This is a genomic window from Mycobacterium sp. 852002-51057_SCH5723018, from assembly GCF_001667035.1.
Taxonomy (GTDB): Bacteria; Actinomycetota; Actinomycetes; order Mycobacteriales; family Mycobacteriaceae; genus Mycobacterium.
Map to the genome: position 1 here is coordinate 60,645 of NZ_LZIR01000059.1, position 26,570 is coordinate 87,214.

Consider the following 26,570-nt stretch of genomic DNA (forward strand, 5'->3'; position numbering starts at 1 on the left):
GTGCCGGCGTTGTCACGACGGCGGCTGCCGTCCGTCGCGGTCGCCGCGTCGGTGCTTACCGCCTGTGGACGCGCCGCCGCGGCGCCCAGCCCTGATCCGTCCGGCGTCTATGACCGGCTCGGCGAACTGGAGGGTCGGTACGACGCCTACGTCGGGCTTTTCGCCACCGACCTCGGCAGCGGGCGCACCCTGGCACATCGCGACGGCGATCCGTTCGCGGTGTGTTCGACGTTCAAGGCCTACTCCGCCGCGCGGGTGCTACAGCTGGCCCAGCGCGGCGAATTGGATTTGCGGCAAGCCGTCTTCATCGATCCCGGTGCGCTGCTGCCGAATTCACCCGTCACGGCGCCGCAGGCCGGCCGGACGATGCCCCTGGCGCAACTGTGCGCGGCCGCGCTGCAGCGCAGCGACAACGCCGCCGCCAACCTGCTGTTGCGGGCGATCGGCGGGCCGCCGGCCGTCACCGACTTCGCGCGTTCCCTCGGCGACGAGCACACCAGGCTGGACCGCTGGGAGACGGACCTGAACACCGCGATACCCGGCGACCCGCGCGATACCAGCACCCCACGGGCCCTGGGCGGCGGGATCCAAAGCCTGCTCACCGGAACGGTTCTCGGTGAGCCGCAGCGCCGCCAGCTGGAGGACTGGATGCGCGGCAATGTCACCTCCACGATGCGGGCGAGCCTGCCGCCCGGGTGGACCAGCGCGGACAAGACGGGCACCGGGGACTACGGCAGCACCAACGACATCGGCATCGCCTACGGGCCCGGCTCTCAGAGGGTGCTGCTGTCGGTGATGACGCGGTCGGCGTCGCCGAACAAGGACGCCGACGCTTTGGGCCCGCTGATCGCCGAAGTGACCGGGTCGGCGCTGCCGTGGCTGACCGGGCAGGGCTGAGGCTCAGGCCAGCACGCTCGCCGGATCGGTGCACGCCAAGCCGAGGTCGGCGGCCACCCGTTCGGACAGCAGCAGCCCGTCGTGCGTCGAAAGGCCTTTGGCCAGAGCGGCATCCGACCGGCATGCGGCCCGCCACCCGGCCTCGGCGAGCTTGAGCACGTACGGCATGGTCGCGTTGGTCAGCGCGAAGGTCGACGTCTTCGGCACGGCGCTGGGCATGTTCGCCACGCAGTAGAACAGCGTGTCGTGCACCGCGAACGTGGGTTCGTCGTGCGTGGTAGGTCGTGAATCCTCGAAGCAGCCGCCTTGATCGATGGAGATGTCCACCAGCACGGCGCCCGGCTTCATCTGCGCGACAAGCGAATTGGAGATCAGCCGGGGAGCCTTGGCGCCGGGCACCAGGACCGCCCCGATCACCAGGTCGGCGCGCTTGACGGCGCCGTCCAGCTCGTACGCGGACGAATAGCGGGTGCCGACGCGTCCGCCGAACTCCGCGTCCAGCAGCCGCAGCTTGTTGAGATTGACGTCGAAAACCATGACGCTGGCGCCCATCCCGCCGGCGACCCGGGCGGCGTGATAGCCGGCCGTGCCGCCACCGATCACCACGACGTCGGCGGGCTTGACGCCCGGCACCCCGCCCATCAGCACGCCGCGGCCGCCCTGCGTCCGCATCAGGTGGTAGGCACCGACCTGCGCCGAGAGCCGGCCGGCGACCTCGCTCATCGGGGCCAGCAACGGCAGCGTCCCGTCGGCGGCCTGGACCGTCTCGTAGGCGATCGACGTTGTGCCCGAGGCCAATAGCGCGTCGGTGCAGGCCCGGGAAGCCGCGAGGTGCAGATAGGTGAACAGCACCTGGCCGTGCCGCAGCACGCCATACTCGGCCGGTACCGGTTCTTTGACCTTGAGCAGCAGGTCGGCGTCGGCCCACACCTGCTCGGCGGTGCTGGTCAGCTGGGCGCCCGCCGCCTTGAACTCCGCGTCGGGGATCGCCGACCCTTCGCCGGCGCCGGCCTGGATGAGCACCTCGTGGCCGCGACGGGTCAGTTCCGCGACGCCGGCAGGGGTGATGGCCACCCGGAATTCGTTGGTCTTGGTCTCGGTGGGAACGCCGACGCGCATGCCTCAAGTGTGAAGAAGATTCGATAACCCCGCAAACCGGCTGATGATGCTTCTGTACCGTGGGGCAATGCCCGGAAACTCAGCGGAGCGCGAGCGCCTGGCCGATGGCTCGCCGAAGGATCTTCGGCCGGCGGATCTCGACGAGGTGGACCGCAAAATCCTGGCCACGCTGCACGGCGACGCCCGGATCACCAACAACGCGCTGGCCGAGGCGGTCGGGATTGCGCCGTCGACCTGTCACGGCCGGGTTCGCCGGCTGGTGGACCTCGGTGTCATCCGGGGCTTCTACACCGACATCGACCCGGTCGCGGTGGGCCTGCCGCTGCAGGCCATGATCTCGGTCAACCTGCATTCCAACGCGCGCGGCAAGATCCGCAGCTTCATCCAGCAGATCCGCGCCAAGCGCCAGGTGATGGACATCTACTTCCTCGCCGGCGCAGACGATTTCATCCTGCACGTCGCGGCCCGCGACACCGAAGATTTGCGCTCATTCGTCGTCGAGAACCTCAACGCCGACGCCGACGTCGCCGGCACCCAGACGTCGCTGATCTTCGAGCATCTCCGTGGGGCGGCACCTATTTAGTCAAGCGCGATGTAGCCGGGCGAAGCGGGTTGCCACCATCGGGCCAGGACTTATGATCGGCGAATGGAGGATCCGTGCGCGACCGCCACCGTGCAGATCGACGCGCGTCCGGACGTCGTGTATGGGCTGATCACCGACCTGCCGACGCTGGCCTCGCTGGCCGAGGAGGCGGTGGCGATGGAGTGGCGCAAGGGCGACGCGGTCCGCCCTGGCGCGGTGTTCGTCGGCAGGAACGAAAACAGCGTCCGGCGCTGGACCACCACGTGCACGGTCACCGACGCCGGACCGGGCCGCGTCTTCGCATTCGACGTGCGGTATGCCCGCATCCCGATCGCCCGCTGGCAATACGACATCACCGACTTGGGAGGCGCCGGCGGCGGCTGCCGCGTCACCGAGAGCACCTGGGACCGGCGACCCGGCTGGTTCCGCAAGCTCGCGGGCACGGCCACCGGGGTCAGCGATCGGGCGGCAGCCAACACCGAGCACATCCGGCTCACCCTGCAGCGCCTCAAGCGGCGGGCCGAGACGGGGTAACCCGCGATGACGAGGCGCGATCCGGCCGTGGCCGTCGTAGGGGCGGGCATGTCCGGGCTGTGCGTCGCAATTGCGTTGCTGCGCAAGGGCATTACCGATGTCACCCTCTACGAGAAGGCCGACGAGGTGGGCGGCACCTGGCGCGACAACACCTACCCAGGCCTGGTTTGCGACATCCCCTCGCGCGTCTACCAGTACAGCTTCGCGATGAAGCCCGACTGGTCGCACCTGTTTTCGCCGGGCAACGAGATCCAGAACTACTTCCGCGGCGTCGCCGACCGGTTCGGGCTGCGGCAGCGCATCAGGTTCGGCACCGAAATCGTCAGCGCGCGTTTCCAAGGCGGCCGGTGGGTGCTGCGCACGGACGGTGGAGACGAATCCCAAGTCGATTTTCTGATCTCGGCGACCGGAGTGCTGCACCATCCCCGGATGCCGTCGATCCCGGGCCTGGACGACTTCGCGGGCCACGTCTTTCACTCGGCGCGCTGGGATCACTCCGTCGAGCTACCGGGCCGGCGGGTCGCGGTGGTCGGCAACGGATCCACCGGCGTGCAGCTGGTGTGCGGCCTGGCCGGCGTGGCGGGCAAGGTCGTGCTGTTCCAGCGCACCGCACAATGGGTGCTTCGGCTGCCCAACCCGCGCTACACCCGGTTGACCGGCGTCACCCGCCGGCGGGCGCCGTGGCTCGACCGCTTCGCCTACCGGGCCTACAGCCTCGCCTTCGACACCTTCGCGGTCGGGCTGACCAAGCCGGGTCTGCGGCGAAAGATCATGGGAGCGCTGTGCCGCGCCAGCCTGCTCGAGGTGCGTGACCCGGAGTTGCGGCGGGCGCTGACTCCCGACTACACGCCGATGTGCAAACGGCTGGTGATGTCGAATCGCTTCTTCCGGGCGATGCAACGCGACGACGTCGAACTGGTCACCGCCGGCATCGACCATGTAGACCTACGCGGCGTCGTGACCGACGACGGCGCCTTGCACGAGGTCGACATCATCGTGTTGTGCACCGGGTTCGACACCCACGCGTTCTTTCGCCCGATGCGGCTCGTCGGCCGCGGCGGGATCGCCGCCGACGACGTGTGGCGCGACGGTCCGTGGGCATACCAAACCGTCGCGCTGCCGGGATTCCCCAACTTCTTCATGATGCTGGGGCCGCACAGCCCGGTGGGAAACCTCGCGTTGACCACCGTGGCGGAGTCGCAGGCCGACCACATCGTGCGCTGGATCGAGCGCTGGCGCCGCGGCGAGTTCGACACGGTGGAGCCGACGGCATCGGCGACGGACGCTTTCAACGCCCGGCTGCGGGCCGCGATGCCGGACACCGTGTGGACCACCGGCTGTAACAGCTGGTACCTGAACAAGGACGGGGTGCCGGAGGTGTGGCCCTTCACGCCCGGCGAACACCGCGCCATGCTGGCTCACACCGACCCCGGGCAGTACGAGTTGCGCCGGCACGCCGCGGCCCACTGAGGACAACTCGGGAAGAAACCCGGTACCGGCGGTTTCGCATATCTTGGCCGTGTCTTTATACTTGCCACGCGCGCGGGTAAGCGCCGAGCTAGGGGGCCACGATGTTCACCGTCGACGACCAGGCAGCGGGTCCGCACGACGCGACGTCGGACCACGAGCGCCTCGTCCTCGAGGCGCGCGGCGTCGAGTTCGAGTGGGCGCGCCTACCGTTCCACTACGTGCCGGGCGAGCCGTTCGCCACCCACATGCTCAACGTCCTGCACCTGCTGCTACCCGCGGGCGAAGAGTTCTTCGTCGACGTGTTCAAGAAGACGTTGCCGCTGATCAAGGATGACCAGCTGCGGCTGGACGTGCAGGGTTTCATCGGCCAGGAGGCCGTGCATTCCCAGGCGCACGCCAAGGTGCTGGCTCACTTCGCGGCCGAGGGCGTCGACCTCACGCCGTACACCGACCAGATCAGGTGGCTGTTCGAGAAGCTGCTGGGGCCCAGGCCCGCGTGGAACCTGCGCCGCCAGCGCGCCTGGCTGCTCGAACAGGTGTCGCTCGTGTCGGCGATCGAGCACTACACCGCCATCCTGGGGGAGTGGGTGCTCAACTCGCCGGCCCACGACGCCATCGGCACCGACCCGGTGATGCTCGACATGCTGCGGTGGCACGGCGCCGAGGAGGTCGAGCACAAGGCGGTCGCCTTCGACACCATGAAGCACCTGCGGGCCGGGTATTGGCGACGGGTGCGCGCCCAGCTGGTCGTCACGCCCGCCATGCTGCTGTTGTGGATCCGCGGCGTCCGGTTCCTGTACTCGGTGGACCCCTACCTGCCGCCGGGCACCAAGCCGCGCTGGCGCGACTACGTGCGCGCGGCACGACGGGGGTTGGTGCCCGGGCCGCTGAAATTCGTCCGCGGTGTCGGTGACTACTACCGGCCGGGGTTTCACCCGTCCCAGCTGGGCGGGCTGGGCCTGGCCGTCGACTACCTCGCGGTCTCGCCCGCCGCGCGCGCGTCGCGCTGACCCATGGCCGTCGCTTCGACCGTCACCGCCTCCGACGGCGTCACCCTCGCGGTGCACCGCTACACCGAGGTCGACCCGGCGCGCCCGACGGTGCTCGCCATCCACGGCTGGCCCGACAACCACCGCCTCTGGGACGGCGTGGCCGGCGAATTCGCTCAGCGCTACGCGGGCCGGTACAACCTCGTGGCCTACGACGTCCGCGGCGCCGGTGAATCATCCCGTCCCGCAAAGCGATCCGGGTATGCCTTCACCCAGCTCGTGTCCGACATCGGGGCAGTCATCGACAGCCTGGGCGTCGGGCGGGTGCACGTGCTGGCCCACGACTGGGGCTCGATCCAGGCCTGGGCGGCGGTCACCGACGATTCGGTGATGGGCAAGGTCGCGTCGTTCACCTCGATCTCGGGTCCGCACCTGCGGTACGCGGGGGCGTTCTTGCGGTCGGCGCGCACGCCGCGGGCGCTGGGGCAGGTCGCCCGGCAGCTGCTGGGATCGGTGTACATCGCCTTCTTTTTGTGCCCCGGCGTGCCGGAGCTGGCGTTCCGCAGCCGGATCGGGGTGAAAGTCCATCAGGCCGTGGAGCGCATCGGCCGCTCCAGCACGCGCAGCCGACGCGACGCGCCGCCGCGCTCGATCGCCGACTACGTCAACGGGCTCAAGCTCTACCGCGCCAACATGCCCGGGCCGATGTTGCGGCCGGGGCCGCGGCCGCCCGGCACCACCGTCGCCGTCCAGGTGCTGGTGCCGCGCCGCGACATCTTCGTGACGCCGGCGCTGCAGCGGTACACCGGCGCGATTGCCGCCGGGGGCAGGGTGATTCCGATCGAAGGCGGGCACTGGGTGGTGATCTCGCGCCCCGACGTCATCGCCCGGCTGACCGCGGAGTGGGTCGACCGCAACGCCGCCGGCGTGGTCCCCACGGGCGAGCCGGAGGTGCGCGGCGGCCCGCGTGAGGTGCGCGGAAAGCTTGCGCTCATCACCGGGGCGGGGGCCGGAATCGGCAGGGCCACCGCGGTCGAACTGGCGCGCCACGGCGCCCGCAAGGTGGTGATCGTCGACCGTGATCTCGGCGCGGCCAACGAGACCGCCGACGCTGTGCGTGCGGCATGCGCCGAGGCCGCGGTGTACGGGGTCGACGTCAGCGACGAGACGGCGGTCAATGACCTTGCCGCACAGGTGTTCAAGGAGCATGGGGTGGTCGACATCCTGGTGAACAACGCCGGCATCGGGATGGCGGGCCGGTTCCTGGAGACCAGCTCGGCGAATTGGGAAGACATCATGGGCGTCAACGTCCGTGGCGTCATCGCCGGCAGCAGGGCGTTCGGGGCGCAGATGGTCGAGCGTGGCGAGGGCGGAACGATCATCAACCTGGCGTCGGCGGCGGCGTACATACCGTCGAAATCCATGGTCGCCTACAGCACCACGAAGGCGGCGGTGCTGGCCTTCAGCGAATCGCTGCGGGCCGACCTCGCCGACGAGGGCATCTCCGTCACGGCCGTGTGCCCCGGCTTCGTCAACACCAACATCGCCAAGAGCACCGTCTACGCCGGGATGACCGCCGAGCAGCAGGAGCGGGCCCGGCAGAAGGCCGACGCGGCGTACCGGCGGCGCAACTTCACGCCGGAGGACGTGGCCAAGGCGATCGTCAAGGCCGTCCGGACCCGGCCCGCCGTACTGCCGATCGCCGCCGAGTCCAGGATCGGCTACGCGCTGCGGCGCATCAGCCCGTCGGCGCTGCGGTTGTTCGCGCGCTTCGACATTCGGCAAAAATGAGGCAAGCACCGTGAGCCAGAGCATTTGGGCCAGCCGGCCCGCCGACCTGTACGGTCGCCGCGACCGTGACCGCCTCGGCACGGTGCTGTGGGGCATCCGCGCGCTGTTCGACGGGTTTGCCGCGACGTCGCGGTGGGAGCCGTCGCGGGTCAAGCCGGTCGCGCGGGCGCAGCGCGCGGTGATCACCAAGCGCGAACTCGTCGCCCCCGACGTGGTGGCCTTGACGCTGGCCGACCCAGACGGCGCCTTGCTCCCGTCGTGGACGCCCGGCGGGCACATCGACGTCCGGTTGCCCTCGGGCCGGCGCCGCCAGTACTCGCTGTGCGGTCCGCCCGGGCGCCGTACCGACTACCGCATCGCCGTGCGCCGGATCGCCGACGGCGGCGGGGGTTCCGTCGAGATGCACGACGCTTACGGCGTCGGGGACACCCTGGTCTTCGAGGGCCCGCGCAACGCGTTCTACCTTGGTACGGCCGAGCGTGACGTGCTGTTCGTGGCCGGCGGCATCGGCGTGACGCCCATTCTGCCGATGATGCGCGCGGCAGCGCAGCGCGGAATCGATTGGCGCGCAGTCTATGCCGGTCGCAGCCGCGAGTACATGCCGTTCCTGGACGAGGTGGTGTCGGTGGGCGCGGATCGGGTGACCGTGTGGGCCGACGACGAGCGCGGCGGCTTCGCCGGCGTGCAGGATCTACTGGCCGGTGCCGGTCCGACGACGGCCGTTTACGTGTGCGGCCCCACCGCCATGCTGGAGGCGCTGCGCGCGGTCTGGGGCGAATTGGCCGACGCGCCATTGCATTACGAGCGGTTCAGCCCGCCGCCGGTTGTCGACGGGGTTGCGTTCGAGCTGGAACTCGCGCGCTCGCGGCGGGTGCTCACCGTGCCGTCGAATCGGTCGGCGCTCGACGTCATGCGCGACGTGGACCCGGCGACCCCCTACTCGTGCCGGCAAGGGTTCTGCGGGACATGCAAGGTGAGAGTGCTTGCCGGGCAGGTCGATCACCGCGGCCGGGTGGCGGCGGGCGAGGACGAAATGCTGGTCTGCGTGTCTCGGGCCTGCGGCGACCGGGTGGTCATCGACGCCTGAGCCGGTAGCCCACGTGGGCCACCTTGATGCCGGGAAGCGGCTCCCAGTCGAGCGTGCGGCCGTCTCGTCGGAAGTTGTGCTTCTCGTAGAAGCGGTGCGCCTTGGCGTTGCTTTCCGCGCACCATAGGATCACGTCGCCGGAAGGGTGTGTGCTCAAAGCCTTTTCGAGCAGGCGGGCGCCGATGCCGTGCCGCTGGTTTTCCTCGGCGATGTAGAGCGCGTCGATCTGCAGCGCCTCGGGATCGTCGGGATCGGGACCGAAGATGGCCACGCCCAGCGGCCGGCCGTCGCACTCCGCGATCCACATGCTCCAGCCGTGCCGGTTCAGCGTCTGGGGGTAGACCTCGGCGACCCAGCGTTTCGGCGGCCCCAATATGTCGAGCAACGGCGGCATCAGGATTCCGGCCCACGAGCGCCGCCAGACCGGATAGTGCATCTCCGAGACGCCGGCGTAATCGTCCGGCGTGGCCCGACGGATCCGGATGTCGCTGGTGCTCACGGGTCAAGGCTAGAGACCTTGCGCCTGCGGTCGCTCCAGATAGGCGGCCAACGCGTTGGTCAGGCCGCGCCGGGCCATGTCGAGGTCGGCGAAGGAGCCCAGCTGGCGCTCCGAGACCAGGCCACGCATCGCGCCGGGGATGAGGGCGGCCACCTCGCGCACCCGGTCCGGGTCCACGTCCAGGCCGGCGAAGGCGTTCTGGCAGGTCTGAAGCCAGCTCTTGCCCCAGGAGAACAGTTCGGCCGCGGTGCGGGGGTAGAGCCGCTCGAGCTCGCGCGGGTCGCGGGGGAGCGCCGCGCGCAGGTTTTCGATCGCGCGGGAATCCGGTGCGGCCAGGCCGCGGTACAGCGTGTCGATGATGGCGCCGACGCGCTCTTTCAGCGGCGCATCGGGTTGGACCGGCGTCGCCAGCGTGGTGAAGGTGGCGGCGCGCCGCTCCGCGGTGCGGTGCAGCACCGCCGCCCAGAAACCGTCGGTGTCGCCGAACTGGTACTGCACCGCGCCCCACGTGGCGCCGATGTCCTTGGCGATTCGGTTGGCCGACACCGACCCCGGCTCGCCGGAGGCCAGCGACTTCAGCGCGGCCTCCAGCATGCTCTCGCGGGTCGCGTGGCCGCGCCGGTTGGGGCGCCGCCCGGCGACTCCCGCGCCGCGGGCCTGCTGGGTCATCCGCCGATCCTACCGGCCAGCACATGTTTCATAGAGGGTACTTTGATTTTGTGGCGTAGCGACCTATCATTCCTAGGCGAGGGAGGGCAGTTCGGATGGCTAAGCCGCCGTTGTCGATGAAACCGACCGGATGGTTCCAGGTCGCCTGGTCCGACGAGATCGGCGTGGGCGAGGTGCACCGGATGAAGTACTTCGACCAGGAGATGGTCGCCTGGCGCGCCGAGTCCGGCGAGGTCACGGTGATGAACGCTTATTGCGAGCACCTCGGCGCGCACCTCGGCTACGGCGGCAAGGTTGTCGGCGAGGTGTTGCAATGCCCGTTCCACGGCTGGCAGTGGAGCCAGCAGGGTCGCAACGTCTGCATCCCCTACCAGGACCGGCCCAACCGCGGCAGGCGCATCCGCACCTACCCGGTGGTGGAGCGCAACGAGTCGGTCTACATCTGGCACGACGTCGAGCGCCGCGACCCCTACTTCGACGTGCCCGACGTGTTCGCCTCGTTCGAGGACGGCGGCGGCGCGGCCGCCTACTACCCGCAGCACCGGCTGTATCGCCAAAGCCTGGAGCTGCACCCGCAGTACGTGCTCGAAAACGGGGTCGACTTCGCGCATTTCAAGTACGTGCACAACACCCCGATCGTGCCGGTGTTCACCCGCCACGACTTCGGCGAGGCGGTGTCCTTCGTCGACTTCACCATCACGTTCGAGGGCGACGACGGCCAGCGGATCGAGGACGTCAAGAGCGGCGTGGAGGCCGTCAACGGCGGCCTGGGCATCGCGGTGACCAAGAGCTGGGGCATGGTCGACAACCGCACCATCTCCGCGGTCACCCCCGTCGACGAATGCACCTCCGACGTCCGGTTCATGGTCTACATCGGCCGCCCGAAGGTCGGTGCGGGCAAGGACCCGGCCCGCGCCGAGCGCAGGGCGGCCGAATTCGGGCGCGAAGTGATCCGGCAGTTCGAGCAGGACATCGACATCTGGCAGCACCAGCGCTATTCCGACCCGCCCGCGCTGGCCCCCGACGAGTACGAGGGTTTCACCGCAATCCGCAAGTGGGCCAAGCAGTTTTATCCCGAGGCGCCCGCAGCTCAGGAAGGCTCAATGCAATGAGTACCGCACCGATCCGCGTCTTCCAGGTGGCCACCGGAAACGTCGGGAAAGAGATGATCAAGCGGATCGCCGCGCGGCCGGACCTCGAACTTGTTGGCCTGCACTGCTATTCGCCGGAGAAGATCGGCGCGGACGCCGGAGAACTCGCCGGGCTGGCCGCCAACGGGGTAACGGCCACCGGCACCGTCGAGGAGATCATCGCGGCGCGGCCGGACGTGCTGACGTTTCACGGCGTATTCCCCGACGAAGACCTCTACGTCAAAGTGCTCGAGGCGGGGATCAACATCGTCACCACCGCCGACTGGATCACCGGGTGGCATCGCGACAGGAACCACCCGCACCCCTCGGGCAAGCCGGTGACCCAGCTCCTGTCCGAGGCGTGCGACAAGGGCGGCGCGACCTTTTATGGCACCGGCATGAACCCCGGGCTGAACCAGATCCTGGGCGTGGTGTGCTCGGCCGACGTCGCCGAGATCGAGAACATCACCACCATCGAGTCCGTCGACGTGTCGTGCCACCACTCCAAGGACACCTGGATCGAGGTGGGCTACGGCCAGCCGGTCGACGACCCGGAGATCCCGTCCAAGCTGGAGAAATACACCCGCGTCTTCGCCGACAGCGTGCTGATGATGGCCGACTGCTTCGACCTGCCACTGGACGAGGTCACGTTCAGCTACGAGCTGGGCGCCTGCACCAAGGACGTCGACCTGGGCTGGTACACGCTGCCCAAGGGCTCGCTGGGCGCCAATTACATCAAGTACCAGGGCATGGTGGACGGCGTTCCGCGGGTCGAGACGCACCTGGAATGGCAGATGACCCCGCACACCGACCCCAGCTGGAACATCAAGGGCTGCTACATCACCCAGATCAAGGGCGACCCCTGCATCTACAACAAGCACATGATCTTCCCCAAGCCCGGCGTCGACCTGTCCAACCCCGACAACTTCGCCTCCATCGGCATGACCGTGACCGGCATGCCCGCGCTCAACGCGATCAAGTCGGTGGTCGCGGCGCCGCCGGGGCTCATCACCAGCGCCGACCTCCCGCTGCGCGGATTTGCGGGGCGGTTCAAGAGGTAGCGGCTTCAAAGGGCTAAAGGATCATCGTGATCATCAGGCGGTCCGGTCGTTGGTGCGAATCTGGTTCAGCCGCACGGGATTCGCTGCCCCGACGCCCAGCCCGTGCCACCGGCGGCGGCAGACCGCCTTGCTGGACGTGCTGCTGCCACTGCAGCAAACGGGCCAATTCCGCATTAGCTCGGGGCGAGCGGACAGTCCAGCGTTTTTCGCGGCAGTACTGCGGGTAACCTCCCGTGGTGCGCGCGGGATTTGTAAGTGCGGCAGCCGCGGTCGCCGCGGTCATTGCCGCATGCTCGTGTCCCTCCGGTTCGGCCGACCCCGCGTCCGAGAGTCCGCCGTTCCCGATCAGTCAGATGGGCGTGCCCGTGCATGCGAGGGCGGCCGGCGGCGCGACCGCCGACATCACGGTCAACAGTGCAACATGGTTACCGCCGGGATGCGCCTCTCATTTTGCGGCTCCGACGTATGGCTCCGCATGCAACGTGGTGGAACTGACTATCACCGCGACGTCCCACCGGTTCTTCCAGTTCGACCAGCGCTATATATTCGCCGGATACGGCGGCGGCAATCAGCCATGGACCCATCCGGACGACGCGCCCCGCCCGGCAACGCTTGCGGTCGACTTCCAGAGGCTCCACAAGATGCCCCCGCTGCAATCGGGCGGTGTTAATGACGGGCAGACCGCACATGGATTCGTCGGCTTCGCTATGCCGACGGGAGGTGACCTGTACATCACGTTCAACGATCCCGAGCAACCCGCGCCCTACACCGAAGCGGGCTTGATAGTCCACACCTGATCGGCGCGAGAATCCCACGTTCGAGTTGTCATGGAATAGCTCGACGCACGCCGCGGCGCAGAGTTCACCCGGTCTAGGGTGAAACACATGCGGGTAGGGGTGCTGGGAGCCAAGGGCAAAGTGGGGTCGACGATGGTCGGGGCCGTGCAGGCCGCCGACGACCTGAGCCTGTCCGCCGAGGTGGACGCCGGCGATCCGCTCGGCCTGCTGACCGACGGTGACACCGAGGCGGTCATCGACTTCACCCATCCCGACGTGGTGATGGACAATCTGAAGTTCTTGATAGAGAACGGGATTCACGCTGTCGTCGGAACCACGGGCTTCACTGCCGAGCGCCTCGAGCGGGTGGAGTCGTGGCTGGGCGACACGAGCACCGGCGTGCTGATCGCGCCGAACTTCGCGATCGGCGCGGTGCTGTCGATGCATTTCGCCAAGCAGGCGGCGCGCTTCTTCGACTCGGCGGAGGTCATCGAGCTGCACCACCCGCACAAGGCCGACGCCCCGTCGGGCACCGCGGCCCGCACCGCGAAGCTGATCGCCGAGGCCCGAAAGGGCTTGCCGCCCAACCCCGATGCCACCAGCACCAGCCTGCCGGGCGCTCGCGGCGCCGACGTCGAGGGGATACCGGTGCACTCGGTGCGGCTGGCCGGGCTGGTCGCCCATCAAGAGATCCTGTTCGGGACCGAGGGGGAGACGCTGACGATCCGCCACGACAGCCTGGACCGGACGTCGTTCGTGCCGGGCGTGCTGCTGGCGGTGCGGCGCATCGCGGAACGCCCGGGCCTCACGGTGGGCCTCGAGCACCTCCTCGACCTGCAATGAACGCCACGCTGCGCATCCAGCTGCTGATCGCGTTCCTGTGCGTGGCGATGCTCGTGTACTTCGCGCTGCTGGGTCGCGACGCCATCGCGCTGATCGCCTCGGGCAGGCCCGCCGCGGTGGGGCTGGGCATCGCGCTGCTGATCATGCCGATCATCGGGGGATGGGCGATGATCGCCACCCTGCGCGCCGGGTTCGCCCACCAGAGGCTGGCCCGCCTGATCGCGTCGGACGGGATGGAACTCGACACCAGCGCGCTCCCGCGGCGGCCGTCGGGCCGCATCCAACCGGACGCCGCCGACGCGCTGTTCGCGACCGTGCGCACCGAGGTCGAGACAGACCCCGACGACTGGCGGCGGTGGTACCGCCTGGCCCGGGCCTACGACTACGCGGGGGACCGTCGCCGCGCGCGCGAAGCGATGAAGACGGCCTTGCAGCTACAGGCCGGCCGATGAGCAAGACGCTGCTCGTAATCCACCACACCCCCTCGCCGAGCACCCGCGAACCGCTCGGGGCGGTGCTCGCCGGGGCGAACGCCCCCGAGATCGACGGCGTCGAGGTGGTTTCGAGGCCCGCGCAGGCCGCGACCCTGCCGGACATGCTCGACGCCGACGGCTACCTGTTCGGCACCACCGCCAACTTCGGCTACATGTCCGGGGCCCTCAAGCGTTATTTAGGCGAATACCCCTCTATTAGCCGACGGGCGAGCTAGTGGCCCGTTTGTTGATCGTCCACCACACTCCAAGCCCGCACTGCCAGGAGATGTTCGAGGCGGTCGTGGCCGGGGCGACCGACCCTGAGATCGAGGGAGTCGAGGTTGTTCGCCGACCGGCGCTAACCGTCTCGCCGGTCGAGATGCTGGAGGCCGACGGCTACGTGCTGGGCACCCCGGCCAACCTCGGGTATGTCAGCGGGGCCATGAAGCACGCCTTCGACCAGTCGTATTACCAGCTACTCGACTCGACGCGAGGGAGGCCGTTCGGGCTGTGGCTGCACGGCAACGAGGGCACCGAGGGAGCCGAACGCGCGGTGGACGGCATCACCGCCGGGCTCGGCTGGGTGAGGGCTGCGGAGACGGTCGTGGTGATGGGCAAGCCGACCAAGGCCGACGTCGAGGCGTGCTGGAATCTCGGCGCGACGGTCGCTGCTCAATTGATGGAGTGACGTGTATAGGTCGTGCGGATGGTCTGGGCGCCTGGGCCGTGCCCGTCGGCGAGATCTGGCCGACGGCTAGTTGGCTCGGCGCACGTTCTGGGCGACCACTGTGGAACCGTCCCAACGCAGGTCGGCCATCATCTTCAGGCTCGGACAACAATCTGGATCCTGCGGACCGCCGGCCATCCACGTCACATGTGCGACACCGTCCGAGATGGACAGATCGGTCACGATTGCAACGCTATGGGTAAGGTCGCCGAGGTCGATTCCACCCAGCCGCCTGGGCCCGGCGGTTGAGAGCTGCGGGCCCGCCGTATAGAGCTGCACGGTCTCCGGCCACCCAACCCCACCGGCATTGCAGTGGATGACCATGGCGGCGTCGCCCCCGCCCCCCGTCAGGTCGCCAAACGCCACCTTGTAGGCGCCGGTGTTGTAGTTCAACGCGATCCCGACGTTTCCGGGATGCCCCTCTTGTGGCGGCAATTGCCCGTTTCTCAGTTGGCCTGGATCGTGCTCGCACAGCGCCGGCACGGGCGCGCGCTGCAAGTACTCGAACGTGACCGTGCCCCTGCCGGGCGTGGGCACGGTGGTCGCCGGACTGGTTTTGGACATCCCTGTTGTGTGCGCACAGGCGGTCACTGCGACGGCCAAAAGCAGGCCAATCAGCTTGGCGGCCCGGGACTGAAGCAGCACCCGCCGGTGCGAAGCCGCGGCGCACATATCGGGTTCACCTCGGTTGAGATGATCATTAGTCGCGTCCATCGGTGTCACCGCCTGATCGTCTTCATTTGCGTGTTCCTTCGCACTTCGGCTCGTGTCGGCTGTGGTGGCCGTCACGAAAGGTTACGGCGCACGCCTTGCCGGATTCTTGCCTGATTCTTGCCAGCACTCACCGCCACATCGCCAAGCAGTCGCTGGCGATAAGGCACCGTCATTTCTTCGACACCGTGTACTACCCGAGCCCGGACCAGGTTTCCGGCCGGCCCTACGGCCTGTGGGCGCACGGCAACAACGACACCGTCGGCGCCGCGTCGGCCATGGGCAAGCTGGCGACCGGGCTGACGCTGAGCCAGGCCGCCGTGTCGGAGGTCCTCGGTGCCGTCGATGCCGCGGTTCGCGAGCGGGCCTACGAGCTGGGCGGCACGCTCGCCGCGCCGCTCATGGAGTGAGCCTCCGGGGCGTCGAATTCCAGTACGGCCCTGACGAATTGGTGTGGGTCGTAGTCGATCGCCTGGTGTCCCTGGCCCTGCAGCGCGACGATCGTGGCGCCCGGGATCTGCGCGGCGACGGCGGCCGTGGCCGTGCGCAAGTACGCAGGGCTCTCGGTGCCGACCAACATCCGCACCGGCACGGTGATCTTGGCGAGCCGCTCGGTCGCGCGGTATGCGCACACCTCGGCGAGCTCGCGGGCGGCGGTGTGTCCGATCGACCCGGCCAGGACCGAAAACTCGCGTTCCGCAAGGTCTTTGACGGCGGGCTCGGGCAGGTGCAGGGTTTCGCGATAGAACGTCTCCAGAACTTCGCGCGGGTCGGACGCCGCGTTGAGCCGCGCCCAGCCGTCCGCCGACACCGGGTCGAGGCCCCGCGACGGCATCGGCGGCTCATAGAGCACGATCCGGCGGAATGCGGGAGTGATGAGCGCCGCTTCCAACACCGCCAAAGCCCCGTAGGAATGACCGACCACGTAGACATCGCCCCCGACGGCTTCGGCGACGGCCGCGACGTCCTCGGCTTCGCGGCGCAGGCCGTACGGGCCGGCCTCGGCCGTGCTGAGTCCCCGGCCGCGGCGGTCCATGGCGTGGACGGTGTAGCGCTGCGCCAGCGGCTCCCGGACCGACGACCACCGGGCGTGGGTGCCGGTGCTGCCGTGCACCAGCAGCAGGGCCGGCCCGCTGCCGGCGGTTTCATAGCCGATCACGGTCCCGTCGGCGGAAACTGCGGTGCTCATGCTTCATGCAACTTCGCCGCGGCTTGTCCCGAGCCGTCGGAACGTGCCATGTTTCCCACGGAAACCGCCCCAATCCTGACTACCCGTACGAAGGCTGGAACGCATAGGCGGGCTGGGCCAGCGCCAGCGCCGTGCTGGAGCCGATCGGCCCGTGCCGGTCGAACAGGGTCGCGGTGCCCGTGGCCACACCCGCCGTGCCGTAATGGCTTTGGGCCGCCAGCCCGAGGAATTCCCCGTCCGGCAGCCGGCTGGCGGTGACGGTGTAGTCGGCGTTGATGTAGCGCAATCCGCCCGTGCCCCAATGGGTGAGCGAACTCGTGACATCGCCGACGAATGCCAGGCGCACAAATGGTGTGAGCGGATGCCCGTGCACCAGCGGGCGGAAAAGCCGCGTCCAGGCGAACTTCTGGGAATGGTCCTGCTCCCACTCGCCCGCCGCGATGCCGGGGCTGCCCTTCATGCTTGCCCCGTACCCCCAGATGAGAAAGGCCATGTCCGCGGGGAAGCCGCTGGAGTCGGTCGGCAGCGGCGGCATCTCGACCGGACCGGACCACACCTGCCCGTCGGGATGCTCACCGCGCCGCAGGAACAGGGCGCTGGCCCGTGCGACGGTCGTTCCGTTCTGCACCAGCGCGCCGTCCACCAGCTTGATGCGCCGGCCTTCGCGCTGCACCGATGTCCGAATCTGAATCGGCTCGAGCAGCACCGGGCGCAACAGGTCGACCGTGAGGCGTGCCGGCTGAAGGTCGGCGTCGATGCCGGATCGCTCGATCCCGAAAGCCAACAGGCCGCCGACATTCTGACCGCCCATGGCCGCGCCCCACGGCCCCCGGGTCATCGCGCCCGGCAGATAGGAGTCGCCGTCGACAGTGAACAACGCCTCGGGCATGATGGCGGAATCCTCGATCGTCACCGCTTCACGATAGGGCAGGAGGATAGTAGGACCGGTCATGCCTTCGCTGATCGAAATTCCCCGCGGCCACAACCCATTCACGGCAGATCCGACAGTGGGCGTCTCCCGCGATGCCGATGGAACACCGCGCTACGACGGGTTGCCCGCCACGCTGCTGGACATGCTCGCCGACCAGGTCGCCGCGCGTCCCGACAGCGAGGCCCTGGTCGAGCTCGGCGCCGGCCGACTGACCTACCGGCAGCTGTGGGACCGCGCGGCACGGGTGGCTGGCGGGCTGCGCGCGGCCGGCGTGCGGCCCGGTGACCGCGTCGCCGTGCGCTACCCGGCGGGCGTCGATTGGGTGCTGGCGTTCTGGGGCACGGTGATGGCCGGTGGCATTGTGGTGGCGGTCAATACGCGCTCGGCGCAGCCGGAGGTCGAGTTCGTGCTGTCGGACTCCGGCGCCCGGGTGGACCTGGCCCCGGGCGTGGTGCTGCCCGAGGGCGACCCGAACGTCACCGAAAGGCACGGTCCCGCAGACGTGGCCGCGCTGTTCTACACCTCGGGCACCACCGGGCATCCCAAGGGCGTGCCGACCACCCACGAAGCGTTCCTGACCAACACCGAAAACGCGATCCGCTGCCTCGAACAGCCAAGGGACCTCGGCGAAGCGATGCGGACGCTCATCTCGGTGCCGCTCTTCCACGTGACCGGTTGCAACACACAGCTTTTGGTCGCGGCCCGCCTCGGCGGAGCATCGGTGATCATGCCCGCGCTCGATCTCGAGGCGCTGATCGCCGCGCTGGCCGCCGAACGCATCTCGGTGATGGTCACCGTTCCGGCGATCTACTCGCTGATGTTGCGGCACAGGGCCTTTGCCGATGCGGATGTGTCCGGCGTCCGGTGGGTGGGCTACGGCGGTGCGCCGATCGCCCCGACGTTGGTGCGGTCGGTGAAGGAGGCGTTTCCGCAAGCCACGGTGTTCAACGGCTACGGCATGACCGAGAGTGCGTCGTTGCTGACCGTGTTGCCCGACCGCGAGGCCGTCCAGCACGCCGACTCCGTCGGCTACGCGGTGCCGTCGGTGGACCTCGGAGTGATCCCGCTCGGTGGCGATCCCGCCGAGGGGGAGCTGGTCGCTCGAGGTGCCAACCTGACCGCCAGCTACTGGAATCGGCCGGAAGCCAGCTCGGCCACCTTCGCGGGCGGATGGCTGCACACCGGTGACGTGGTGAGGGTCGACGACGCGGGCCGGGTGTACATCGTCGATCGACTCAAGGACATCATCAACCGCGGTGGCGAGAACGTCTCCAGCGTCGAGGTCGAGGCCGCGCTGCTGGGGGCGCCGGGCGTCGAGGACGCCTGCGTGCTGGGGGTGCCCGACGACGTGCTGGGAGAAAAGGTCGGCGCCGTGCTCTTCGGCGGCCGGGAACGCGTCGACGTGCCCGCAGTGCTCGGACACTGCCGCGGGCAACTGGCCGACTTCAAGGTTCCGCAATACGTCACCGTGATGGACGAAGCGTTGCCGCGCAACGCCGGCGGCAAGCTCCTCAAGGCCAGACTCCGCCAGCAGGTGCAGTGGGGCGACCCGCTGCGATGACCGCGCCACTGCTGATCGCCAACCGCGGTGAGATCGCCCTCCGAATCGTCCGCACCGCAACGGAATTGGGCGCCCCGACGGTGGCGGTCTACGCCGAGGACGACGCCGACAGCCCACACGTGCACGCGGCCGACGAGGCGATCGGGCTGCCCGGCGCCGGCCCGGACGCCTACCTGGACCAGGCCGAGATCCTGGCGGCGGCCAAGAAGTCCGGCGCCGGGCTGATCCACCCGGGCTACGGATTCCTCAGCGAGAACGCGGGATTCGCCCGCGCCTGTGCCGCCGCCGGATACACCTTCGTGGGACCCGACGCCGAAGTGCTCGAGCTGCTCGGCAACAAGTCGTCGGCCCGCGCCGCCGCGGTCGCCGCCGGGGTGCCAGTGTTGCCGGCGACCGACGGTCCGAGCAGCGCCGAGGACGTGCACGCGTTTTTCGCCGCCCACGACGGCGCCGTCATGATCAAGGCGCTCGCGGGCGGCGGCGGCCGCGGAATGCGGAAGGTGACCAGCGCCGATCAAATCGAGGCCGCCTACCAACAATGCGCCGCCGAGGCGCGACTCGGCTTCGGCGATCCGGCGCTGTTCGCCGAGGCGCTATTGGAGCCGGCGCGGCACATCGAAGTGCAGGTGGTGGGCGCAGCGGCCGGGCACCAAACACACGCGCTGGCGCTCGGCGACAGAGACTGCAGCATTCAGCGGCGCTATCAGAAGCTCATCGAAATCGCGCCGGCCCAGGGGCTTTCGGATAACCTGCGCCGCGATCTGCACCGCGCCGCCGCCCGGCTGTGCGCCAGGGTCGGGCTGCGCGGACTGGCCACCGTCGAATTCCTGGTCGCCAGTGAACAGGACGGGGCGACATTCGTCTTCCTCGAGGTCAACCCACGCATCCAGGTTGAGCACACGGTTACCGAGGAGACCACCGGGGTGGACCTGGTGGCCGTCCAGCTGGCCATCGCCGGGGGCGCGTCGTACTACCAGCTGCGCCTTCCGGCCGGAATCGCCTCGGACGGAACGGAAGTCATCGGCGAGCCGGCAGCCCGGCGCGGCATCGCGATTCAGACCCGGGTCAACACCGAGACGTATGCCGCCGACGGGTCGGTTGTTCCCGCGGCGGGCCCCGTGACCGCTTTCTCGCCGCCCGCCGGTCCCGGGGTGCGCGTCGACACCTACGGGCGGCCCGGTCTGGTGACCAGCCCGCGGTACGACTCCCTGCTCGCCAAGGTCATCACCCACGTGCACGGCTCATCGTTCCCCGCGGCGGTGCGCAAGGCCCGCACCGCCCTCGGCGAATTCGCCGTCGAGGGCGTGCGCACGAACATCGGCTTCCTGCGAGAGCTGCTGGCCGACAGCCGGCTCGAGTCCGGTTGGGTGACGACGGGCTTCCTCGACGAGAGGCTTCCCGAGTTGGCCGCCGCGGCGTTGTCGTGCGGTCCCGACATCCGTGTCGCGCCGGTGGAGCTCTACCCGGGCGAGGAAGTGCTGCGCGCGCAGCTGGCCGGGACCGTGGTCGAAGTGGCCGACGAGGGCGTCGAGTTCGGCGCAGGCAACCAACTGGTCGTGCTCGAGTCGATGAAGATGCAGCATGTGCTCACCGCACCCGACGCGCTGCGCACGGCCCGGATTCTGGTGGCGCCCGGCCAGGTCGTCGGCACCGGGGACCCCTTGCTCGTCTTCGCCCGCACCGACGCGGCGGCCGGCGCCGAATCGACCTCGGTTGCAATCGATCTCGACCGCCCCCGCGCCGACCTCGACGAGGTGGCCCACCGCCACCTGCTCACCCGCGATGAGGGGCGCCCGGCGGCGGTCGCGAAGCGGCACAACCAAGGTCGCCGCACCGCCCGGGAGAACATCGCCGATCTCGTCGACGAGGGCAGCTTCGTCGAATACGGTGCCCTGGCCATCGCCGCGCAGCGCAGCCGGCGCACCGAAGAGGACCTGATCGCCAACACTACGGCGGACGGCCTGGTCGCCGGCCTGGCGACCATCGGCGCGGATCGTTTCGGGCCCGTGGCGGCCCGGGCCGTCGTCGCGTCCTACGACTACACCGTGCTGGCCGGAACCCAGGGCATGCGCAACCACGCCAAGACCGACCGTGTCTTCGAGCTGGCGGCCCGAAAACGCCTGCCGGTCGTGCTGTTTGCCGAGGGTGGCGGCGGCCGGCCGGGGGACACCGACGTCGGCGGCGCCGCCGGGCTCGACGTGCCGACGTTCCGGATGCTGGCGGGCCTGAGCGGCCGGGTGCCGCTGGTGTCCATCGTCTCCGGCCGTTGTTTCGCCGGCAACGCCGCGCTGGCCGGGGTGTGCGACGTGATCATCGCGACCCCGGACGCCAACATCGGGATGGGCGGCCCGGCGATGATCGAGGGGGGTGGGCTGGGCATGTACCCGCCGGAGGCGATCGGTCCCATCGACGTGCAGCGGCACAACGGCGTGGTGAGCCTGCTCGCCCGCGACGAGGCGCACGCGGTGTCGCTCGCCAAGCGATACCTGTCGTACTTTCAGGGCCGCGTCACCGAGTGGGAGGCACCCGATCCGCGGCTGGCGCGACACGTGGTGCCGGAGAACCGGTTACGCGCCTATGACGTGCACCGCGCGATCGAGTCCATCGTCGATGTCGGTTCCGTCCTGGAGCTGAGGCCCGACTACGGCGTCGGGATCGTCACCGCGCTGGTTCGCGTCGAAGGCGCGCCCTACGGCCTGATCGCCAACAGTACCCACCACCTCGGCGGAGCGATCGATGCCGAGGCGGCCGACAAGGCCGGCGACTTCCTCGCCCTGTGCGAGTCGTTTCGGTTGCCGCTGATCTCGCTATGCGACACGCCGGGTTTCATGGTCGGGCCGGACGCGGAGAGACAGGCCGCGGTTCGCCGCTTCGGTCGCATGTTCGTGCTGGGCGCAAGACTGACCGTGCCGCTGGGAATGATCATCCTGCGCAAGGGCTATGGGCTCGGCGCGATGGCGATGGCCGGCGGCTCGTTCCACGCCCCACAGTTCACGGTGGCCTGGCCGACCGGCGAGATCGGCGGCATGGGCCTGGAAGGCGCCGTGCGGCTTGGTTTCAGCAAAGAGCTTGCCGCGGTGGCCGATCCGTCCGAACGCCAGGAGCTATTCGACAAGCTGGTGGCGGCCGCCTATCAGCATGGCAAGGCGCTGCGGTCGGCCACCACATTCGAGCTTGACGACGTGGTCGACCCCGCAGACTCCCGGGCCTGGATCACCAGGCTCGCGGAAGTCTGAGGGTCGAACTGTTTACCCGTGACCGGAACCGCAACCGACGCCCGGCAGGCATCCTGTGCCGCCGGGAACGCCGCCGGGGCCGGCGAACTGGCCGCCGGAGCCGCAGCCGACGCCTGGCACGCAGCCTTGCCCGCCCGGCCCGCCGCCGGGGCCGTTGTTCTGGCCGCCGGAGCCGCAATTGCCGTTGGCGTCGCAGCCACCGCCGCCCGGGTCGTCCTTGAAGACAACGTGCGTGGGCGCGGGCGTGTTCATCGCTGGACCGGCCGCAAAAACATCGGCGGCGGCCGTTGGGGCGGCGGCGATAGCCGCAGCAACAGCCCCGGCCACCACCAGTGGTTTCATGAGGGTTAATTTGGCTAGCATGCGTGTCAAATACCACGTACACACGTGTCCAAACATCGGTTGAGAAATTCTTGGGCGCAAGGCGCCCTCCAAGGCGCAGTCCGGCCACCGACGCTACAGAAGGCATACCGAAATGACCTCACTGGACTTGACCGGGCGCACCGCGATCATCACCGGCGCCTCGCGCGGAATCGGGCTGGCCATCTCGCAACAGTTGGCAGCCGCAGGCGCCAACGTGGTGCTCACCGCCCGCAAGCAGGAAGCGGCCGACGAGGCCGCGGCGCAGGTCGGCGAGAATGCGGTCGGGGTCGGCGCCCACGCGGTGGACGAGGACGCCGCGCGGCGCTGCGTGGATCTGACGCTGGAGCGCTTCGGCAGCGTCGACATCCTGGTCAACAACGCCGGAACCAATCCGGCATACGGCCCCCTGATCGACCAGGATCACGCCCGCTTCACCAAGATCTTCGACGTCAACCTGTGGGCCCCGCTGCTGTGGACCTCGCTGGTCGTCAAGTCATGGATGGGCGAGCAGGGCGGCGCGATCGTGAACACCGCCTCCATCGGCGGCTTGCACCAGTCTCCGGCCATGGGCATGTACAACGCCACCAAAGCCGCGCTGATCCACGTCACCAAGCAACTGGCGCTGGAACTTTCGCCGCGCGTCCGGGTCAACGCCATCGCGCCCGGGGTGGTGCGCACCCGGCTGGCCGAGGCGCTGTGGAAGGACCACGAAGACCCGCTGGCGGCCACGATCGCGCTCGGGCGCATCGGCGAGCCGGCCGACGTGGCGGCCGCGGTCGCCTTTCTGGTGTCCGACGCGGCCAGCTGGATCACCGGAGAGACGATGGTCATCGACGGCGGTCTGCTGCTCGGCCCCGCACAGGGCTTTCAGGTCCGGCCCGAGGACACCTGATGAGTTCCGACGGTTTCGCGGCCGACCTCATGGCGCGGGTGCAGGCCCTGCTGGATCGGCGCGACCCGGCCACCGCCGACCCTCGGGGATTCCTTGGCGCGCAATATGATGCGGGCCTGGCCTGGGTGCATCTGCCGCGCGGTTTCGGCGGGCTGGGCCTGCCGAGAAAGGCCCAGGAACTGGTCGATTCCCGGCTTGCCGCCGCCGGTGCGCCGGTGGGCGGAACCGTCAAGAACTTCATCGGCATGGGCATGGCGGCGCCGACGATCGCGGCGTTCGGCACCGACGACCAGAAGCAAAAGTTCCTGCGCCCCTTGTTCACCGGCGAGCAGATCTACTGCCAGTTGTTCAGCGAGCCGGGCGCGGGCTCGGACCTGGCCGGGGTGGCCACCCGCGCCGTCCGCGACGGCGATGACTGGATCGTCAATGGGCAGAAGGTGTGGACGTCGATGGCCCAGCACGCGCAGATGGCCATTCTGGTCGCCCGCACCGACCCGACGGTGCCCAAACACGCCGGCCTGACGTACTTTTTGTGCGATATGACGCTACCCGGCGTCGAAGTGCGGCCGCTGCGCCAGATCACTGGCGAGGCGGAGTTCAACGAGGTATTTCTCACCGACGTCCGGGTGCCCGATGCCAATCGGCTCGGCCCGGAAGGCAGCGGCTGGCGGGTTGCGACCACCACGCTGAACAACGAGCGGGTCGCCATCGGTTCCCGCGCCGGCGTTCCACGCGAGGGCGGGATCATCGGCAAGATCACCGAGGCCTGGCGGAATGAGCCGGTGCTGCGCAGCCCCGCGATGCACGACGAGCTGATGCGGCTGTGGGTCGAGGCAGAGGTCCTTCGGCTGGCGGGCGAACGGCTCAGACAGCAGGCGGTCAGCGGCCAGCCCGGACCGGAAGGTGCCGGTATGAAGGTAGCTTTCGCTCAGTTGGCGCAAGCCATTTCGGGCTTTGACATCGAGCTGCATGCCGAATCGGGGCTGCACTACGACGACTGGACTATGCGCAGGACCGAACTCGTCGACCTGGTCGGGCGCGAGCCCGGATACCGCTACTTGCGGGCACGCGGCAACTCCATCGAGGGCGGCACCTCGGAGATCTTGCGCAACACCATCTCCGAGCGGGTTCTCGGCCTGCCGGGCGAACACCGCGTCGACAAGGACGTCGCCTGGAAGGACCTGAACCGATGAACTTGCTGTACTCCGACACCGAGGAGGCGTTGCGCGACAGCGTTCGTCACCTGTTCGCCGACCGCTGCCCACCGGAATCGGTGATCCGGGCCTATGACCCCGAGCCGCAAGACTTTTCGGGCGTCTGGCAGACACTGGCCGCCGAGCTGGGCGTGGCGGGCCTGCTGGTGCCCGAGTCGCTCGGCGGGGCCGGTGCCGGCGCCCGGGAGGCCGCGGTCGTCATGGAGGAGATCGGGCGCGCCGTCGCACCGGTGCCGTTCTTGTCCAGCGCGGTCCTGGCGACCGTCGCGCTGCTGCGCGCCGGTGACACCGAGACGGTGTCCGCGCTGGCCCGGGGCGGGCTGACCGCGGCGCTGGCGGTGCCGCTGTCCACCGCGCCGGCCGACCCGGTCGCCGGGGTCGGTATCGGCCCCGACGGCCTGACCGGAGCGGTCACCAGCGTCGCGGGCGCCGGCGAAGCCGACGTGCTCGTGGTGCCGGTCACCGGCCCAGAGGGACTTGAACTGCACACCGTGTCGCGGAGCGCGGACGGCCTGGAGGTGTCGCCGGTGCTGGCGCTGGACATGACTAGACCCCTTGCCCACGTGCGGTTTTCGGGCGTGGCGTCGTCGTGGGTCGGGCCGGCGGACGGCCCGATCGGCGAAGCGCTGCGGACGGCGGCGGCGCTGCTCGCATCCGAGCAACTCGGCGTGGCGCAGTGGTGTTTGGACACCACGCTCGCCTATGCCAAGCAGCGCAAGCAGTTCGGCCGCGTGATCGGCTCATACCAGGCGATCAAGCACCGCCTGGCGGATCTGTGGTTCGAGGTCAGCGCGGCGGCGGCGGTCGCCCGATACGCCGCCGACACCTGCGCCCGTGGCGACGACGCCGAAGCGGCCACCGCGGCCGCCATTGCCCAGGCCTATTGCAGCGGCATCACGGTGCACGCCGCCGAGGAGTGCGTCCAGCTCCATGGCGGCATCGGAATGACCTGGGAATATCCGGCACACCTCTACCTCAAGCGGGCCAAGAGCGACCAGTTGGCCCTCGGCACCGCCTATCGTCACCGCGCCCAGTTGGCGGAGTTGGTGGACCTGCCGGTCTCGTGATCGGAGTCGACGGCATTGAGCCAGAGTTCTTCGGTGCGGTCGAGGAAGGTGACCAGGGCGACGGTGTCGTCACGGCGGTGCATCGCCGACTTGCTCATGCTGGCCCATACCGAGTGGCCGCATTTGTGCCGTAACTCGACGAGCCGCTGGGCGCCCTTTCCCACCAGCGCGACCCAACGGTCGTCGTCGGGCGGGCGATAAAAAACGTCGGCGAAATTAATCGATAGCACCTCGTCGCAGGAATAGCCGACCATGTCGCAAAACGAGCGATTGGCGAAAAGGATGGTTCCGGCACGGTCGACCGCCAGGGCAGGTGCCGGTAATCGTTCCAAGAGGACCAGCGCGGGCATCTGCTGCAGTTCATCCATCGGCAGCTGGCCCGCTGGCCTGGGGCGACGGCGCTCTGTTGGTCGACCGTCGACACCCGTCGGAATCTGTGTTATCACGGGTCTCCCGTCCTGGCGCCCCGCCATGATTGCGGCAAGCTCACTTCTTCTAAACGCGCTCACAGCAAATGTTATGGCAAGTGTAGTAATAAGTCCACGGTTCGCAACCTGTATTAGCTATTTGCCATATGCGCAATTATTTCAGGCGGCCTTGCACTGCATCGCCCATGTTTCTCGGGTACGGTCTATTAGCTGAGCGTGCGCTTGGCTCGATGTCGTGCGGCGGCCCACTCCGTCGCAGCAAACATTGAAAACGGACCGTCGCTAACTTTTGGGTCGTCGCATGCAGCCGGCGTCGCCGGGCGCAAACCA

General features: G+C 69.0%; 26 protein-coding genes and 2 pseudogenes. 20 read left to right on the plus strand and 8 right to left on the minus strand.

Translation table 11 applies throughout. The annotated features are described in order from the left end of the window. Positions 1-897, plus strand: a complete 897-nt coding sequence (bla, locus tag A5764_RS12090) for a class A beta-lactamase (protein WP_067113597.1) — start codon at positions 1-3, stop codon at positions 895-897. 3 nt (positions 898-900) lie between these two features. On the opposite strand, the gene ald is transcribed toward bla, so the two are convergent. Continuing rightward, the gene (ald, locus tag A5764_RS12095) at positions 901-2,016 is read right to left on the minus strand and encodes an alanine dehydrogenase (RefSeq protein WP_067113600.1); all 1,116 of its coding nucleotides are present in this window, start codon (positions 2,014-2,016) and stop codon (positions 901-903) included. 67 nt (positions 2,017-2,083) lie between these two features. Between ald and A5764_RS12100 the strand changes: the two genes are divergently transcribed. The 6 genes from A5764_RS12100 (at position 2,084) to A5764_RS12125 (ending at position 8,470) form a co-directional block, all read left to right on the plus strand. Next, complete coding sequence (locus tag A5764_RS12100) at positions 2,084-2,599, plus strand: Lrp/AsnC family transcriptional regulator (protein WP_067113760.1); 516 nt, start codon at positions 2,084-2,086, stop codon at positions 2,597-2,599. 63 nt (positions 2,600-2,662) lie between these two features. Beyond that, the gene (locus A5764_RS12105; RefSeq protein WP_067113602.1) at positions 2,663-3,133 is read left to right on the plus strand and encodes an SRPBCC family protein; all 471 of its coding nucleotides are present in this window, start codon (positions 2,663-2,665) and stop codon (positions 3,131-3,133) included. Positions 3,134-3,139: 6 nt separating this feature from the next. Further along, on the plus strand, positions 3,140-4,603 hold the full coding sequence (locus tag A5764_RS12110) for an NAD(P)/FAD-dependent oxidoreductase (protein WP_067113606.1): 1,464 nt from the start codon (positions 3,140-3,142) through the stop codon (positions 4,601-4,603). A 101-nt stretch (positions 4,604-4,704) separates the two neighbouring features. Then, positions 4,705-5,613, plus strand: coding sequence for a metal-dependent hydrolase (locus tag A5764_RS12115; RefSeq protein WP_067113608.1), 909 nt, complete (start codon positions 4,705-4,707; stop codon positions 5,611-5,613). A 3-nt stretch (positions 5,614-5,616) separates the two neighbouring features. Next, entirely contained in the window at positions 5,617-7,383 is a 1,767-nt protein-coding gene (locus A5764_RS12120) for an SDR family oxidoreductase (protein WP_067113616.1), read from the plus strand. Between the two features lie 10 nt (positions 7,384-7,393). Then, entirely contained in the window at positions 7,394-8,470 is a 1,077-nt protein-coding gene (locus A5764_RS12125) for a PDR/VanB family oxidoreductase (protein ID WP_067113621.1), read from the plus strand. Here A5764_RS12125 and A5764_RS12130 read toward each other — a convergent pair. Together A5764_RS12130 and A5764_RS12135 are read right to left on the minus strand one after the other, a co-directional pair. Further along, positions 8,457-8,906 (minus strand): GNAT family N-acetyltransferase, encoded by a 450-nt coding sequence (locus A5764_RS12130; RefSeq protein ID WP_082951665.1) that lies wholly within the window; start codon positions 8,904-8,906, stop codon positions 8,457-8,459. The genes A5764_RS12125 and A5764_RS12130 overlap by 14 nt on opposite strands. Positions 8,907-8,978: 72 nt before the next feature. Next, positions 8,979-9,563 (minus strand): TetR/AcrR family transcriptional regulator, encoded by a 585-nt coding sequence (locus tag A5764_RS12135; RefSeq protein WP_156664645.1) that lies wholly within the window; start codon positions 9,561-9,563, stop codon positions 8,979-8,981. A 170-nt stretch (positions 9,564-9,733) separates the two neighbouring features. Between A5764_RS12135 and A5764_RS12140 the strand changes: the two genes are divergently transcribed. The 7 genes and pseudogenes from A5764_RS12140 (at position 9,734) to A5764_RS12170 (ending at position 14,609) form a co-directional block, all read left to right on the plus strand. After that, positions 9,734-10,750 carry a Rieske 2Fe-2S domain-containing protein gene (locus tag A5764_RS12140; RefSeq protein ID WP_067113630.1) on the plus strand — a complete coding sequence of 339 codons (1,017 nt, stop codon included), beginning with the start codon at positions 9,734-9,736 and terminating at the stop codon, positions 10,748-10,750. Next, positions 10,747-11,829, plus strand: coding sequence for a dihydrodipicolinate reductase (locus tag A5764_RS12145; protein WP_067113635.1), 1,083 nt, complete (start codon positions 10,747-10,749; stop codon positions 11,827-11,829). The genes A5764_RS12140 and A5764_RS12145 overlap by 4 nt, the downstream gene beginning before the upstream one ends. A 236-nt stretch (positions 11,830-12,065) precedes the next feature. Next, positions 12,066-12,626: a hypothetical protein gene (locus tag A5764_RS12150; RefSeq protein ID WP_067113763.1), complete on the plus strand. Its 561-nt coding sequence runs from the start codon at positions 12,066-12,068 to the stop codon at positions 12,624-12,626. An 87-nt stretch (positions 12,627-12,713) separates the two neighbouring features. Then, positions 12,714-13,448, plus strand: coding sequence for a 4-hydroxy-tetrahydrodipicolinate reductase (dapB, locus tag A5764_RS12155; protein ID WP_067113765.1), 735 nt, complete (start codon positions 12,714-12,716; stop codon positions 13,446-13,448). Continuing rightward, positions 13,445-13,900: a hypothetical protein gene (locus A5764_RS12160; protein ID WP_067113637.1), complete on the plus strand. Its 456-nt coding sequence runs from the start codon at positions 13,445-13,447 to the stop codon at positions 13,898-13,900. The genes dapB and A5764_RS12160 overlap by 4 nt, the downstream gene beginning before the upstream one ends. Then, positions 13,897-14,156: pseudogene (locus A5764_RS12165) on the plus strand (flavodoxin); the annotation flags it as partial. The gene A5764_RS12160 and the pseudogene A5764_RS12165, both read left to right, overlap by 4 nt. Next, a complete protein-coding gene (locus A5764_RS12170) occupies positions 14,157-14,609 on the plus strand; it encodes a flavodoxin family protein (protein WP_156664638.1) in 453 nt (150 codons plus the stop codon). Between the two features lie 66 nt (positions 14,610-14,675). On the opposite strand, the gene A5764_RS12175 is transcribed toward A5764_RS12170, so the two are convergent. Then, positions 14,676-15,212 (minus strand): hypothetical protein, encoded by a 537-nt coding sequence (locus A5764_RS12175; RefSeq protein WP_231989690.1) that lies wholly within the window; start codon positions 15,210-15,212, stop codon positions 14,676-14,678. A 317-nt stretch (positions 15,213-15,529) separates the two neighbouring features. Here A5764_RS12175 and A5764_RS12180 point away from each other — a divergent pair. Next, positions 15,530-15,769, plus strand: a pseudogene (locus A5764_RS12180) (flavodoxin); the annotation flags it as partial. Here the strand turns inward: A5764_RS12180 and A5764_RS12185 are convergent. Both A5764_RS12185 and A5764_RS12190 read right to left on the minus strand, forming a co-directional pair. Further along, entirely contained in the window at positions 15,727-16,548 is an 822-nt protein-coding gene (locus tag A5764_RS12185; RefSeq protein WP_067113646.1) for an alpha/beta fold hydrolase, read from the minus strand. The pseudogene A5764_RS12180 and the gene A5764_RS12185 overlap by 43 nt on opposite strands. 79 nt (positions 16,549-16,627) lie before the next feature. Then, positions 16,628-17,461 carry a thioesterase family protein gene (locus A5764_RS12190; protein ID WP_197501336.1) on the minus strand — a complete coding sequence of 278 codons (834 nt, stop codon included), beginning with the start codon at positions 17,459-17,461 and terminating at the stop codon, positions 16,628-16,630. A 37-nt stretch (positions 17,462-17,498) separates the two neighbouring features. Between A5764_RS12190 and A5764_RS12195 the strand changes: the two genes are divergently transcribed. Together A5764_RS12195 and A5764_RS12200 are read left to right on the plus strand one after the other, a co-directional pair. Next, positions 17,499-19,040: a class I adenylate-forming enzyme family protein gene (locus tag A5764_RS12195; RefSeq protein WP_197501339.1), complete on the plus strand. Its 1,542-nt coding sequence runs from the start codon at positions 17,499-17,501 to the stop codon at positions 19,038-19,040. Next, complete coding sequence (locus tag A5764_RS12200; RefSeq protein ID WP_067113649.1) at positions 19,037-22,276, plus strand: carboxyl transferase domain-containing protein; 3,240 nt, start codon at positions 19,037-19,039, stop codon at positions 22,274-22,276. Before A5764_RS12195 ends, A5764_RS12200 begins: the two co-directional genes overlap by 4 nt. Positions 22,277-22,288: 12 nt before the next feature. Here A5764_RS12200 and A5764_RS27440 read toward each other — a convergent pair whose 3' ends face one another. Beyond that, a complete protein-coding gene (locus A5764_RS27440; protein WP_082951664.1) occupies positions 22,289-22,618 on the minus strand; it encodes a PE-PGRS family protein in 330 nt (109 codons plus the stop codon). 133 nt (positions 22,619-22,751) lie between these two features. Here A5764_RS27440 and A5764_RS12210 point away from each other — a divergent pair, with 133 nt between their 5' ends. Genes A5764_RS12210 through A5764_RS12220 form a run of 3 tightly spaced genes read left to right on the plus strand, consistent with a single transcriptional unit; the run spans position 22,752 to position 25,812 of the window. Continuing rightward, complete coding sequence (locus tag A5764_RS12210) at positions 22,752-23,531, plus strand: SDR family oxidoreductase (protein ID WP_067113655.1); 780 nt, start codon at positions 22,752-22,754, stop codon at positions 23,529-23,531. Then, complete coding sequence (locus tag A5764_RS12215; protein WP_067113658.1) at positions 23,531-24,724, plus strand: acyl-CoA dehydrogenase family protein; 1,194 nt, start codon at positions 23,531-23,533, stop codon at positions 24,722-24,724. Before A5764_RS12210 ends, A5764_RS12215 begins: the two co-directional genes overlap by 1 nt. After that, the gene (locus tag A5764_RS12220; RefSeq protein WP_067113661.1) at positions 24,721-25,812 is read left to right on the plus strand and encodes an acyl-CoA dehydrogenase family protein; all 1,092 of its coding nucleotides are present in this window, start codon (positions 24,721-24,723) and stop codon (positions 25,810-25,812) included. The genes A5764_RS12215 and A5764_RS12220 overlap by 4 nt, the downstream gene beginning before the upstream one ends. On the opposite strand, the gene A5764_RS12225 is transcribed toward A5764_RS12220, so the two are convergent. Further along, the gene (locus A5764_RS12225; RefSeq protein WP_067113664.1) at positions 25,767-26,180 is read right to left on the minus strand and encodes a PAS domain S-box protein; all 414 of its coding nucleotides are present in this window, start codon (positions 26,178-26,180) and stop codon (positions 25,767-25,769) included. The genes A5764_RS12220 and A5764_RS12225 overlap by 46 nt on opposite strands. Positions 26,181-26,570: the final 390 nt, after the last annotated feature.

Excerpts from the sequence above, each read along its gene's own strand:
- A5764_RS12130 (WP_082951665.1), bottom strand. The coding sequence starts at position 8,906 with ATGCACTATCCGGTCTGGCGGCGCTCGTGGGCCGGAATCCTGATGCCG.
- A5764_RS12145 (WP_067113635.1), top strand. The coding sequence starts at position 10,747 with ATGAGTACCGCACCGATCCGCGTCTTCCAGGTGGCCACCGGAAACGTC.
- A5764_RS12160 (WP_067113637.1), top strand. The coding sequence starts at position 13,445 with ATGAACGCCACGCTGCGCATCCAGCTGCTGATCGCGTTCCTGTGCGTG.
- dapB (WP_067113765.1), top strand. The coding sequence starts at position 12,714 with ATGCGGGTAGGGGTGCTGGGAGCCAAGGGCAAAGTGGGGTCGACGATG.
- A5764_RS12140 (WP_067113630.1), top strand. The coding sequence starts at position 9,734 with ATGGCTAAGCCGCCGTTGTCGATGAAACCGACCGGATGGTTCCAGGTC.
- A5764_RS12100 (WP_067113760.1), top strand. The coding sequence starts at position 2,084 with ATGCCCGGAAACTCAGCGGAGCGCGAGCGCCTGGCCGATGGCTCGCCG.
- A5764_RS12110 (WP_067113606.1), top strand. The coding sequence starts at position 3,140 with ATGACGAGGCGCGATCCGGCCGTGGCCGTCGTAGGGGCGGGCATGTCC.
- A5764_RS12225 (WP_067113664.1), bottom strand. The coding sequence starts at position 26,180 with ATGGATGAACTGCAGCAGATGCCCGCGCTGGTCCTCTTGGAACGATTA.
- A5764_RS12135 (WP_156664645.1), bottom strand. The coding sequence starts at position 9,563 with ATGCTGGAGGCCGCGCTGAAGTCGCTGGCCTCCGGCGAGCCGGGGTCG.
- A5764_RS27440 (WP_082951664.1), bottom strand. The coding sequence starts at position 22,618 with ATGAAACCACTGGTGGTGGCCGGGGCTGTTGCTGCGGCTATCGCCGCC.
- A5764_RS12185 (WP_067113646.1), bottom strand. The coding sequence starts at position 16,548 with ATGAGCACCGCAGTTTCCGCCGACGGGACCGTGATCGGCTATGAAACC.
- A5764_RS12120 (WP_067113616.1), top strand. The coding sequence starts at position 5,617 with ATGGCCGTCGCTTCGACCGTCACCGCCTCCGACGGCGTCACCCTCGCG.
- A5764_RS12210 (WP_067113655.1), top strand. The coding sequence starts at position 22,752 with ATGACCTCACTGGACTTGACCGGGCGCACCGCGATCATCACCGGCGCC.
- A5764_RS12175 (WP_231989690.1), bottom strand. The coding sequence starts at position 15,212 with ATGTCCAAAACCAGTCCGGCGACCACCGTGCCCACGCCCGGCAGGGGC.
- A5764_RS12115 (WP_067113608.1), top strand. The coding sequence starts at position 4,705 with ATGTTCACCGTCGACGACCAGGCAGCGGGTCCGCACGACGCGACGTCG.
- A5764_RS12220 (WP_067113661.1), top strand. The coding sequence starts at position 24,721 with ATGAACTTGCTGTACTCCGACACCGAGGAGGCGTTGCGCGACAGCGTT.
- A5764_RS12200 (WP_067113649.1), top strand. The coding sequence starts at position 19,037 with ATGACCGCGCCACTGCTGATCGCCAACCGCGGTGAGATCGCCCTCCGA.
- A5764_RS12215 (WP_067113658.1), top strand. The coding sequence starts at position 23,531 with ATGAGTTCCGACGGTTTCGCGGCCGACCTCATGGCGCGGGTGCAGGCC.
- A5764_RS12195 (WP_197501339.1), top strand. The coding sequence starts at position 17,499 with ATGCCTTCGCTGATCGAAATTCCCCGCGGCCACAACCCATTCACGGCA.
- ald (WP_067113600.1), bottom strand. The coding sequence starts at position 2,016 with ATGCGCGTCGGCGTTCCCACCGAGACCAAGACCAACGAATTCCGGGTG.
- A5764_RS12105 (WP_067113602.1), top strand. The coding sequence starts at position 2,663 with ATGGAGGATCCGTGCGCGACCGCCACCGTGCAGATCGACGCGCGTCCG.